Raw genomic sequence first — 12,141 nt, 5'->3', positions numbered from 1 at the left:
TGCGCACTGCACTTCGTTCGGTTCCCCGCACCGCCGGGCGGGGTTCTCAGCCGTCCAGCACGGACGGCGACCGCTCGGCGGCGGACACGCCCCAGAACAGCGGGGCCGCGTGGTCGAGCAGCACCGCCGCCGCCCACCGCGGTTCCAGCAGCAGGACGTCGTCGGCGCACCGGCCGGTCCACTCTGGACAACAGGCCAGCACGACGAGCAGATCGGCTTCAACCTCCGGCACGGCGGCGGGTTCGGTCACCAGGGCCAAAACCACGGTCGCCGCTACGGGGCGCCGCGTCGTCAGCACCAGGCCGGCCGGGTGCGGGGCGAGGTCGAAGTCCAGGTCCGGGTCCAGTTCGCCCGCCGCGGTCAGCCACCGGGTCAGGTCGGCGCGCCACCGCGGTGGTGAGCCGCCCGCGAACCGGGCCGGCGCGGAGGTGTCCGCCAGCGGCGCGGACAGCAGTGCCAGCACGAGGTCCCGGATCACCCGGTCCTCCCCGGCAGGCCGGCGTCGGCGAAGGCCGCCGCGAGCACCGGGTCGTCGAACACGCCGTTGTCGCGGAACATGCGCAGCGTCGGCGCGGCGTTGCGCAGCACGGCGTCCCGGCACGCGGGGGACGCGGCCAGCCCGGCCACCACCGCCGCGGGGTCGGCGAAGTGCTCGGGCATCGTGGCCAGCACCCGGACGAGCGCGGGTTCGTCCGGCCAGAGGAACGCGTGGATCACCCGGGGCAGCAGCACGCCCACCTTGCGGCGCAACGGCACCGGCATCCGCGGCCACAGCAGTTCGAACAGGGCGCGGAAGAACGCGTGGTGCCTGCCCTCGTCGGCGGCGTGGTCCTGGGCCAGCTCGCGCACGGCCGCCTGCACGGACGGGTCCTTGGGCAGCCTGGTCAGCGTGCCGGTGATCAGGGTTTCCGAGACGATCGCGAAGAACAGCTTGACCAGCGGCCGGTAGGCGGGCAGCTCGGCGGAGTACAGCGCGGCGAGCGCGCCGAGGAAGCGCGGCCGGTGCTCGACCGGGACCACGCCGGTCTCGGCCGCCACCGCGTTCTTCAGCGTGTTCGACATCTCCGCGTGGCCGGCCTCGTCGGTGTAGATGCGCAGCACGTCGTCCTTCATGCCCGCGGGCAGCCACGGCAGGAAGCGCGGCGACCGCAGCAGCGCGCAGATCTCGTTGACCGGCCCCATCTCCAGCTGGACGGTGAACTCCAGGTGGAGGTAGAGGCTGTGCACGAGGACGGCCTCGCGGACGTGCCGGGGCGCGGCCCGCACCGGCGGGCACGCGGACAGCGGGCACAGCTCCGGGGAGAAGTAGTGCGCCCCCGCGGTGAACGGGGAGTCCCGGTGGGGCTTGGCCCGCACCCAGGACCGCCGGTCCCACTCGGTGAACCTCGAACGGTAGTCATGGGGTGTCAAGGGAATCCCGTTGCCTTCGTCGTAGTACCGACAAGGGTTCGCGGTCGCCGCGACCGACGACCCGGCCACCCGACGGACCCGCGGGGGCACCTCCGACGACACCGCACCACGCCCGGCCCGCCGGCACATACCCCTACTTTGCCGCGGCCACCCCTACCGCGACCCGTGCCCGATTTCCAAAGCCGGGGGCCCTCGCTACGGTCGCCTTGAGCGGAGGGAGCACACCGTGTGCGGAGTTGCCGGCTGGGTATCGTTCGACCGCGATCTGACCGATGAGCGCCCCACGATCGAGGCCATGACGCACGTCATGCGGCAGCGCGGCCCGGACGAGTGGGGCATCTGGACCGGCACCCACGCCGCCCTCGGGCACCGCAGGCTCTCCATCATCGACCTGCCCGGCGGCACCCAGCCGATGGCGGTCGACACCCCGGACGGCCAGGTCGTGCTGTCCTACAGCGGCGAGACCTACAACTTCGTCGAGCTGCGCGACGAGCTGCGCCGGCGCGGGCACCGGTTCCGCACCTCCAGCGACACCGAAGTCGTGCTGCGCGGCTACCTGGAGTGGGGCGTGGCCGTCGCCGAGCGGATGGTCGGCATGTGCGCGATCGGCCTGTGGGACGGCCGAGACGAGCGCATGGTCCTCATCCGCGACCGCCTGGGCACCAAGCCGCTGCACTACTTCCCCACCGAGGACGGCATCGTGTTCGGCTCCGAGCCGAAGGCGATCCTGGCGCACCCGCTGGTGGAGCCGGTGGTCGACACCGACGGCATCCGCAGGCTGCTGCTGGGCTTCCCGACCTACGACGAGGGCGTCTGGTCGGGCGTGAAGATCGTCCAGCCCGGCACCGTGATCACGGTCGACCGCTCGGGCCTGCGGCAGCACACCTACTGGCGGCTGACCGCCGCGCCGCACGAGGACGACGAGGAGACCACGGTCCACAAGGTCCGGGAGATGCTGGAGGACAACGTCGCGCACGAGCTGGTCGCCGACGTGCCCCGGGGCGTCCTGCTGTCCGGCGGCCTGGACTCCAGCGTCCTCACCGGCCTGGCCGACCGCACCCTGCGCCCGCGCGGCGAGGTCGTGCGCACGTTCTCGGTGGACTTCCCGAACCAGGCGGAGAACTTCACCGCCGACTCGATCCGGCTCAGCGCCGACGGCCCCTACATCGCCGACGTGGTGGCGCACGTCGGCACGGACCACCGCCACCTGGTGCTCGACCACCGCGCCCTGTCCGACCCGGAGGTCCGCCGCGAGGTCGTCGCCGCGTGGGACGCCCCGTACGGCATGGGCGACATGAACAGCTCGCTGTTCCTGTTGTTCAAGGCCCTCAAGGAGCACGTGACGGTGGCGTTGAGCGGCGAGGCCGGTGACGAGATCTTCATGGGCCACCTCTGGCACCACGCCGAGGCCGTGCGCACGGGCGACGACTTCCCGTGGTTCGTGGCCTGGCCCCAGCTGAACACGGCCGCGTACATGAGCCGGGAGTTCATCGACCTGATCGACCTGCCCGCGTTCAGCCGGGACAGCTACCACCTGGCGCTGACCGAGGTGCCCCACCTCGATGGTGAGGACGACCGCAGGCGCAGGCAGCGCGAGATCGCCTACCTCGGCCTGACCCGGTTCATGCGCACCCTGGAGGACCGGCTGGACCGCATCGCGATGCGCGCGGGCGTGGAGACCAGGGTTCCGTTCTGCGACTACCGCCTGGTGGAGTACCTGTACAACGTGCCCTGGTCCATGCACACCTCCGACGGGCACGAGAAAAGCCTCCTGCGCGCGGCGGCCCGGGACGTCGTCCCCGAGTCGGTGGCGGCCAGGCGGAAGAGCGGCTACCCGTCGACGCAGGACCTCCGGTACGTGGCCGCGCTCCAGGAGCAGGTGCGCGACGTGCTGGCCGCGCCGAACGGCGACGCGCTGTTCATGTGCGACCCGGCGAAGGTGGCCCGGGCGGTGGCCGCGGACCCGGCCGAGGTGGACCCGGCGGCGCGGTTCACCTTCGAGCGCATCCTCGACGTGGACGCGTGGTTGGACATCGCGAAGCCGACGCTCAAGCTCACCTGAGCAGGCACTTCCGTCGACCGGCCCCCGGCGGGTCGTTCGGACGGCTAGGCTCCGGACCCCGGTGCGACTGGAGGGGGCAGGAGCATGGGCGTGGCGGATGAACTGGAAAGGCTCGAACGCTTGCGCAGGTCGGGCGCCTTGTCGGAAGCCGAGTTCGAGGCGGCGAAGCAACGCGTCCTGAACCCGCGGTCGCCGGTGCCGCACGACTCGCCCGGGCGGGCCGCGAACCGCCACTCCGCCTTCCGGATCGTCGCCACCACGATCGGGGTGGTCGTCATCCTGTACTTCCTGTACTTCCTGATCACCGTTCTCCTGGTCATGGGCTGACGGTTCCGGCGGGCAGGTCGGCGGTGAAGTACACCGCCATCAGCGGGTTGACAGCGGTCCAGACCACCTCCACCCTGGATGGGAGCGCTCTCACGTCCGCCGCCGCACACGGTTCCCACAGACTCACGGAGGATCGAGGCGCATGCGAGGCCCAAGACGACTGCTCGCCGCGGCCCTGGCGGTGCTCGCCGCCGTCGGCGTGCTCACCGCCCCGGCCACGACCGTCCCGGCCGCGGCCGCCGCGACGAAGAAGGGCGTGAGCGTCAACAACCACCCCGGTGTCGCCGCCGCGCTCGCCGACGTGCGGGCCGGCTGGTACTACACCTGGGCGTCGGACACGCAGGGCGTCACCACGCCACCCGGCGTCGAGTTCGTGCCGATGATCTGGGGCGCGGGCGCGGTCAACGACACCGAGCTGAACCGGGCCCGGTCGCTGGGCACCACCCTGCTCGGCTTCAACGAACCCGACATGGCCGGCCAGGCGAACATGTCGGTGGAGCAGGCGCTCGCCCTGTGGCCGCGGCTCCAGGCCACCGGCATGCGGCTCGGCGCACCCGCAGTCGCGTTCGGCGGCGACCGCGCGGGCGGCTGGCTCGACCGGTTCATGAGCGGCGCCGCCGCGCGCGGGTACCGGGTCGACTTCATCCCCCTGCACTGGTACGGCAGCGACTTCTCCACCGCCGCCACCGGTCACCTGCAGAGCTACGTCCAAGCGGTCTACAACCGCTACCGCAAGCCGATCTGGCTCACCGAGTACGGGCTGATCGACTTCACCGGCCCGCAGCCGGCGTACCCGGACCAGACCAGGCAGGCCGACTTCGTGCGCCGCTCCACCGCCATGCTCAACGGCCTGCCCTACGTGGAGCGGTTCGCGTGGTTCTCCCTGTCAACGCGGACCAGCCCGACCGGCCTCTACGACGGGACCACGCCCAACGCCACGGGCGTGGCCTACCGGTCCGTCACCTGACCTTCCCCGGAGGAGCGATGCGCAAGTTCCTGTGCGCGGTGGTCACCGCCATCGCCGCGCTCGCCGTCACCACCCCCGTCACCACCGCCGCCGCGGCCGACCACACGGTCACCTTCGTCAACCGGTCCGGCCGGACGGTGTGGATCGGCAGCACGGTCAACGCCGACGGCTCGCGCGCCCTGACCGGCCTGCCCACCCTGCAGAACGGCCAGTCCGCCACCATCACCATCCCGGAGTCGGCCGGCCCGAACCACTGGCGCGGCAAGTTCTTCGCCCGGCAGGACTGCACCGGCACGCCCGGCAGCACGTTCCGCTGCCGCGTCGCCGACTGCGGCCCCCAGGCGGACCGCTGCACCACCGGCGAGCAGCCGGCGAGCCTGGCGGAGTTCAACTTCGACCGCGGCGACTGGCTGGCGCCCTGGTACAACGTCAGCTACGTCAACGCGTTCTCCCTGCCCATCACCATCGAGGCGCGCGACGGGGTGACGCCACCGGGCTCCACCGAGTGCACCGCCGTGGGCTGCCCGGAGAACCTCCTGCCCTACTGCCCGCCGGAGAACCTGACCCGCTGGCCCGACGGCAGGCCGATGCTGTGCACCAACCCCGACCGGGACGCCAGGACCGCCTACAGCAACGCCCTGTCGTCCCGCTGCCCGAAGGCGTACGCGTGGTCCCGGCACGACACCGAACCGGGCAACCAGGTCGTCCGGCAGTGCCGCCAGTGCACCGGCTTCACCGTCACGTTCCACCCGGTGGCCTGAGAACCGGTGCGGCCCGGGGGTTCCCGGGCCGCACCCGCTTCAGCCGACGGTGATCGTGCCGTCCGCCGACCGGACGCAGGCCACGCCCCGGGCCGTCGTGGCGGCGGCACCGGTGAGGCAGCGGCCCAGCACCGCGTGACCGGCGGCGCTGGGGTGCCACGACTCCTGGCACGTCTGGAAGTACGTCACGCAGGTGTTGGCGATGCGCTGCACGTCGATCTTGTCCTTGCCCGCCAGGCTGGTGACGAAGGTGCCGCTCGGGCCGTCCTGGAGCCGGATGGGGGTGGCCAGGGCGTTCGCCGGGCTGCCGCCCTGCTCGCACAGCCGCGCGCCGTCGAAGGCGCGCTGCACGTTGAGCAGGACCAGGTCGGCGTTGGGGAACTCGGCGGACAGCGCGGCGTGCGCGCCCTGCACCACGGTGCCCAGCCGGGACGAGAACACGTGGCCCGGAGCGAGGCTGGCGCGGTGCACCGGGCAGCCCGCGGCGTAGCGCTCGGCGCCGAGGTCGCGGAACTTGTCGCGGGTGTCGGTGCGCCCGTCCTCCTCGTGGTACTCGGCGGCGAGGTCCAGGGGCAGCGGGTTGGTGTAGTCCTGGAGGACCACCCGGTGCCGGCCGTCGGCGTCGACCCGGTCCAGGGTGGTGAGCAGTTGGCGCAGGGCCGCGGTGGTCTCGGCGGTGACCGCCGCGATCTCGTCCTCGGTGGCGAGGTCGGACACCGCGCACGGCTCCTGCGGCACCGGGCCGCCCAGGTAGGCCCAGAACTCCCACCAGCCGGTCCAGGCGTCGGCGATGAAGCGGTTGGCGCACAGCGTGGCCACGTCGCCGAAGGTGAACGAGCCGTTGTTCGAGCCGAGGCCGACCAGGACCAGGTCGATGTCGTGGGTGCCCGCCACCGCGCGGAGCTGGTCGAGCTGGGAGGCGACGGTCCGGCCCTTGGGCCGGTTGCCCGAGGGGTTCGCGATGTCGTGCGGCTGGCCGCCCGAGCAGGCGAGGTTGAACCGGGCCTGGATGCCGGGCAGGTCGGCCCGGTGCAGGGAGGCGTTGGCGGACCGGTGGCAGAAGAAGGCGTTGTCGTTGGGCGCGGACCAGCCCGGGAAGCCCTGGGGCACCCCGTTGACGTCGGTCACCGGCTGGTAGGCGCCCGCGCCCTCGCCGCTGACGAAGCTGTCGCCGAGCGCGACGGCGGCGGTGGGCAGCGCGGCGGTGGCGGGTTGCGCGCTGGCGGCGGCACCGGCCCAGGTGAGCACGACGGCGAGCACCGCCGGTAGCACCGGGTGTCGAAGCAGGGGCATCACGACCTCCTCGTTGACGGTCGAACTGACGTGGAATCTGGTCACGCGGGGTGGCGGTGGTCAAGACCGAAGGCGTTCGCCGGGAGGGCGTTGACGGGCGGTGAGGACGCGGAGGAGACCGGAACCCGGTGGCCGCGGAGACGACGAGCACCGGTCGCGCGACCGGTGCTCACTTCCTCCGAGGTCACGACGACCGCCAGGCCATCGCGCGTCTTCTGGCAGAGGACGCCGCCATTCGGAGTCTCGCCCTCCGGTCTTGCTGCCAGGGGTTCTCCACGGAGGACCAGTGGCCCCCGTCCGGCGCGAGTCCGACCGGGTGACGTGACCGGTCGCCGCTCGTCGCGGTGGCAAGCTGCCGATCAGGACGCGCATGAGGGGGCGGCATGAGGCGTGCGTTGACGGCCGTGCTGGTGGCCGCGTTGGTGTCGATCGGGTGGACGACGCCGGAGGCCGCGGACCTCTACATGCAGGTCGTGGCGCACGAGGACGACGACCTGCTGTTCATGAACCCCGACATCGACCTCACGATCAGCACCCGGACCCCCACGGTGACCGTGTTCGTCACCGCCGGGCAGATCACCGGCGCGGGCAGCACCGACGAGGAACGCGCCCGCAACCGGCAGCGCGGCATCCAGGACGCCTACGCGCGGATGGCGGGCGTGCCCGACGTGAACCCCGGTGGCCAGGAGGAGTGGGCCGGCGGGCTGGTGACCGTGGCCGGTCGGCAGGCCGAGCGGTACGTCCTGGTCGGGCGGACCGACGTGCAGCTGGTGTTCCTGAACCTGCGGGACGGCCAGTTGGGCGCGGTGCGGGACGGTGGGGTCACCGACCGGACCGTGATCCCCGCCGGCGGGCTGGTGACGCAGTCGTACTCCTACGACCGGGCCGCCGTCGTCACCGCGTTGGCGGACCTGATGCGCGCCTACCGGCCGACGCTCGTGCGTGCCCAGGACCCGCTGCCCGACGCCCGGTACGACGTCGACCACTCCGACCACGTCGCCGCCGCCCGGTTCACCGACGACGCCGTCCGCTCCTACGGCGGGCAGCCGGCGCAGGTGAACTACCGCGACTACAACAACACCAGCGTGCCGAACAACCTGTCGTCGTCGACCGTGGCGCGCAAAAGCTCGATCTTCGACCAGTACCTGCGCTACGACGGCAACACCGGGCTGCGCCGGTACCTGGTGGGCATGAACTACCGCTGGCCGCGCGGCACCGCGTGGGCCGGGCGCAACGCCGACGGGCGGCCGCAGGTGTTCGTCGTGCGCGGCGGGGTGCCGTACGCGTACTGGCAGACGCCGTCCGGTCCGTGGGCGGGGCCGGGCGGGCTCGCGGACGCCGGCGGGCCGCTCGCGCAGGCCCTGGCGGTGGCCTCGAACCCGGACGGGACGATGGAGGTCTTCGCGCGGCGGCAGTCCGACCACCACCTGCTGTCCCTGCGGCAGAACGCGCCCAACGGCGGCTGGAGCGGGCCGTGGACGGACCTGGGCAACCCCAACAGCGCCCTCGGCAACGCCGACCAGGTGGGCCTGCCCGCGGTGGCGGCCAACGCCGACGGGCGGTTGCAGGTGTTCGTCAAGAACGGCGGCGGCGGGGTCAGCACGAAGTACCGCACGGCGACCGGGTGGAGCGACTGGGTGGACCTGTTCGGCACGGACGTGCAGGACGGGCTGAGCGCGGTGCGGACGCCGCAGGGGCGCATCGAGCTGTTCGCGTCGACCCGGTCCCGGCTCCTGCGGTGGTACCAGCAGCAGCCCAACGGCGGTTTCACGCGCGACGAGACCCTGCCGTCGGCCGTGCCGGCCAGTCCGCCGTCGGCGGCGCTGTCGCAGGACGGGCGGGTCGAGGTGCTGTACCGGCGGGCGGACACGGAGGAGGTCGTGGTCACCGTGCAGACGGCGGGCGGCTGGCAGGCCGCCCCGGTGCTGCTCGGCGGTCACGGCGGGGTGGGTCAGCAGGCGGTGGTCACGGCGCCGCCGGGGGCGGACGCGCGCATCGTGGTGTTCCAGCGCAACGGCGGTACGGGCGTGAGCATGACGATGCAGCGGGGGCCGAACGCCGGGTACGGGGCGTGGACGGACCTGGGCGGGGTGATCGTCGACTACCCGGCGGCGGTGCTGGACGCCCGGGGCGCGGTGGTGGTGGCGACCGTGGGGACGGACGGGGCGGTGTACATCCGCACGCAGGCGGCCGCCGGGGCGAGCAGCCCGTTCGGGGCTTGGCAGCGGCTCTGAGGGGCTCGGGGGCACCGGGCCGGCGCTCCTGGCCGGCGGCACCCCCAGCCGACAACGCCAACCCTTCGCCCCTGGTCAAGACCACCGGTCGTCCGGCAGGCTGCGAGGTGCCCAGTGACGCCGATCACACCCTGCACCGGAGGTCACCCGTGAACGCACGCCTTCGCCGCGCCCTCGCCACCACCACGGCGATCGCCCTGACCTGCCTGGTCGCGTTACCCGGGTCGCCGGTCGCGGCGGCGGACGCCCCGTCGTACGTCGCGCTCGGCGACTCCGCGGCGTCCGGGCCGCTGATCCCCACCCCGACCGGCCCCCTGGCCTGCGGCCGGTCCACGCACAACTACGCGCACGGGCTGGCCGCCCGCCTCGGCGCGTCGCTGACCGACGTGACCTGCAGCGGCGCGTCGAGCAGGCACCTGACCGAACCCCAGCAGCTCTCGCTGCTCGACCTGCCCGCCGGCACCGCGCCACCGCAGTTCGACGCGCTGCGCCCGGACACCGACCTGGTCACCCTGACCATCGGCGGCAACGACGTGGGCCTGGTCGGCATCGCCCAGGACTGCATGCGGCTCGACCCCACCGCGACCCCCTGCCAGGGCGAGCACGAGGCACGCCTGGCCCAGCGCCTGGCCGAGTTCGCACCCGAGCTGGCCGCCGCCCTCGACGGCATCCACGCGCGGTCGCCTCAGGCACGCGTGGTCACCACCGGCTACGGCCTCTACATCAAGCCCGGCGGCTGCTGGCCGGTCCAGCCGGTCCTGCCCTCGGACGCCGACTTCCTCCAGGGCGGTGTCGACCGGCTCAACCGGGTCATCGCCGAGCAGAGCGCGGCGCACGGCGCCGAGTACGTCGACCTGAGGACGCCGAGCGCCGGGCACGACGCGTGCCAACTCCCCGGCGTCAAGTGGGTCGAGGGGTACGTGCCGACCGACCTCGCCGCACCCCTGCACCCCAACGGGCTCGGCGAGGCGAACCACGCCCGGATCATCGCCGACCACCTGGGGGCGTGACGTGAGGCTGCTCCCGGTCGTCGCCCTGATCGCCCTGGTCGTCGTCCCCGCACCGGCCGCCGCCGCCCAGCCCGCCGGCTGCGACCCCCTCGGCAGCGGCACCGGCGAGTGCCTGCTGCCCTTCCCCAACGACTGGCACACCCGGCCCGACCCGGCCACGCCCACCGGGCGGCGGCTCGCGCTCACCCCGGACGTGCTGCCGCGCAACGCCCTGGGCAGCGCGCCGAACCCGACCCCGTGGAACCGGGCGGACGGCTTCTCCCCCGGCTCCACCCTGATCGCCCACGTGCCCGGCCTGGACCCGGCGACCAGCGGCCTGGCCCCGGTCACCGACATCGGCCGCTCGCTCGACGCCGACGCACCCGTCGTGCTGCTGGACGCGGCGACCGGCGAGCGGTGGCCGCACTGGGCCGAGCTGGACGCCAACGACCCGCAGCGCCGGGCGCTGCTGGTCCACCCGGCCCGCAACCTCCGCGACGGGCACCGGTACGTCGTGGCGCTGCGCGGCCTGCGGGACGCCGCCGGCGGCGCGATCGTGCCGAACCCCGCGTTCGCCCGGGTCGCCGGCCCCGACCTGGCCGAGGACGACCCGCTGCGCGCGCGGCAGCAGCAGCTCCGGCCCGCGCTGGCGGCGCTCGCCGCGCACGGCGTCGACCCGCGCGCGGCGCACGTGGCGTGGGACTTCACCGTGGCGAGCACGCGCAGCCTCACCGGCGACCTGTTCACCATCCGCGACGACGCCCTGCGCGAGCTGGGGTCGCGGGCGCCGGCGTCGACCGTCACCGGCGTCACCGACTTCACGCCCGAGCAGGACGCCCGCATCGCCCGCGAGATCACCGGCCGGGTCACCGTGCCCAGCTACCTGACCCTGCCCGGCGGCCTGCCTGGTTCGGTGCTCCGGCGCGCCTCGGACGGCACACCGCGCCGCTCGCTGTTCGGCCCGGTCGACGCCCAGTTCCGCTGCGAGGTGCCGCGCTCCGCGTTCGCCCAGCCCTCGTGGCCCGCCCTGTACGGCCACGGGCTGCTGGGGTCGCGCTCGGAGGTGGGCGCGGGCAACGTGAAGGCGATGGCCGCCGAGCACGGGTTCACCTTCTGCGCCACCGACTGGATCGGCATGGCCCAGGACGACATCCCGGTGGTGCTGGCCGCGCTCGCCGACATCACCCTGTTCGCCGCGATCCCCGAGCGCTCGCAGCAGGGCATCCTGAACGCGATCTTCGTCGGCCGGGCGCTCGCGCACCCGCAGGGTTTGGTGGCGCACCAGGCGTTCCGCACCGACGACGGCCGCCCGCTGGTCGACACCACCCGCCCGCTGGTCTTCGACGGCAACAGCCAGGGCGGCATCCTGGGCGGCGCGCTGGTCGCGGCGTCGCCGGACGTCCGCACCGCGGTCCTCGGCGTCACCGGCATGAACTACGGCGTACTGCTCAACCGCAGCAGCGACTTCGCGCCGTTCCACCAGGTGCTGGACCTGTCGTACCCGGACCGGCTGCGCCAGCAGGTGGTCCTGCAGCTGCTGCAACTGCTGTGGGACCGGGGCGAGACCAACGGCTACGCCAACCACCTCGGCGACCGCCGCGTGCTGATGCACATCGCGTTCGGCGACCACCAGGTGGCGAACGTCGCGGCGGACGTGGAGGCGCGCACCATCGGCGCCCGCCTCGTCACGCCCGCCCTGGCACCCGGCCGCAGCCCGGACCGCGTCCCGCACTGGGGGATCGAGCCGGCGCGGCTGCCCCACGCCGGTTCGGCGATGGTGGTGTGGGACAGCGGCACGCCGGCGCCGCCGACCACGAACACGCCGCCGACCGAGCCCGAGTACGGCCGCGACCCGCACTCCGACCCGCGCTCGTCGGTCGACGCGCGCCGGCAGAAGGCCGCCTTCCTGACGACCGGGCTGGTGGTCGACGTGTGCGGCGGCGCACCCTGCACGGCCCCGCCGACGGGGTGATCCGGCGGCTCCGCCGACGGGGTTATCCAGCGGCCCGGCCGACGGGGTGATCCAGCGGGGCCGCCGACGGAGTGATCCAACGGCCCCGCCGACGAGGTGATCCGGCGGCTCCGCCGACGGGAGTGA

Annotated in this window: 10 protein-coding genes; 7 read left to right on the top strand and 3 right to left on the bottom strand. The window is 73.6% G+C overall.

The features are described from left to right. Positions 1-46: 46 nt before the first annotated feature. Both EKG83_RS17160 and EKG83_RS17155 read right to left on the bottom strand, forming a co-directional pair. A complete protein-coding gene (locus tag EKG83_RS17160; protein WP_033434007.1) occupies positions 47-478 on the bottom strand; it encodes a hypothetical protein in 432 nt (143 codons plus the stop codon). Then, on the bottom strand, positions 475-1,410 hold the full coding sequence (locus tag EKG83_RS17155; protein ID WP_170191926.1) for a diiron oxygenase: 936 nt from the start codon (positions 1,408-1,410) through the stop codon (positions 475-477). The genes EKG83_RS17160 and EKG83_RS17155 overlap by 4 nt, the downstream gene beginning before the upstream one ends. 226 nt (positions 1,411-1,636) lie before the next feature. Between EKG83_RS17155 and asnB the strand changes: the two genes are divergently transcribed. From asnB to EKG83_RS17135, 4 genes are all read left to right on the top strand, one after another. Then, on the top strand, positions 1,637-3,472 hold the full coding sequence (gene asnB / locus EKG83_RS17150) for an asparagine synthase (glutamine-hydrolyzing) (RefSeq protein WP_033434008.1): 1,836 nt from the start codon (positions 1,637-1,639) through the stop codon (positions 3,470-3,472). Between the two features lie 84 nt (positions 3,473-3,556). Beyond that, on the top strand, positions 3,557-3,799 hold the full coding sequence (locus EKG83_RS17145) for an SHOCT domain-containing protein (protein WP_084716930.1): 243 nt from the start codon (positions 3,557-3,559) through the stop codon (positions 3,797-3,799). A 142-nt stretch (positions 3,800-3,941) separates the two neighbouring features. Next, complete coding sequence (locus EKG83_RS17140) at positions 3,942-4,766, top strand: glycoside hydrolase family protein (protein WP_033434010.1); 825 nt, start codon at positions 3,942-3,944, stop codon at positions 4,764-4,766. A 17-nt stretch (positions 4,767-4,783) separates the two neighbouring features. Continuing rightward, positions 4,784-5,527 carry a thaumatin family protein gene (locus EKG83_RS17135; RefSeq protein WP_033434011.1) on the top strand — a complete coding sequence of 248 codons (744 nt, stop codon included), beginning with the start codon at positions 4,784-4,786 and terminating at the stop codon, positions 5,525-5,527. A gap of 39 nt (positions 5,528-5,566) precedes the next feature. On the opposite strand, the gene EKG83_RS17130 is transcribed toward EKG83_RS17135, so the two are convergent. After that, the gene (locus EKG83_RS17130) at positions 5,567-6,820 is read right to left on the bottom strand and encodes an SGNH/GDSL hydrolase family protein (RefSeq protein WP_033434064.1); all 1,254 of its coding nucleotides are present in this window, start codon (positions 6,818-6,820) and stop codon (positions 5,567-5,569) included. A 383-nt stretch (positions 6,821-7,203) separates the two neighbouring features. Between EKG83_RS17130 and EKG83_RS17125 the strand changes: the two genes are divergently transcribed. The 3 genes from EKG83_RS17125 (at position 7,204) to EKG83_RS17115 (ending at position 12,015) form a co-directional block, all read left to right on the top strand. Beyond that, on the top strand, positions 7,204-9,054 hold the full coding sequence (locus EKG83_RS17125) for a PIG-L family deacetylase (RefSeq protein WP_084716931.1): 1,851 nt from the start codon (positions 7,204-7,206) through the stop codon (positions 9,052-9,054). 149 nt (positions 9,055-9,203) lie between these two features. Next, positions 9,204-10,064 carry an SGNH/GDSL hydrolase family protein gene (locus tag EKG83_RS17120; RefSeq protein WP_033434014.1) on the top strand — a complete coding sequence of 287 codons (861 nt, stop codon included), beginning with the start codon at positions 9,204-9,206 and terminating at the stop codon, positions 10,062-10,064. Between the two features lies 1 nt (position 10,065). Then, complete coding sequence (locus EKG83_RS17115) at positions 10,066-12,015, top strand: hypothetical protein (protein ID WP_033434015.1); 1,950 nt, start codon at positions 10,066-10,068, stop codon at positions 12,013-12,015. The last annotated feature ends 126 nt before the right edge of the window (positions 12,016-12,141 follow it).

Source organism: Saccharothrix syringae (genome assembly GCF_009498035.1).
Classification (GTDB): Bacteria; Actinomycetota; Actinomycetes; order Mycobacteriales; family Pseudonocardiaceae; genus Actinosynnema; species Actinosynnema syringae.
This window is presented reverse-complemented; position numbering and strand designations above follow the sequence as displayed.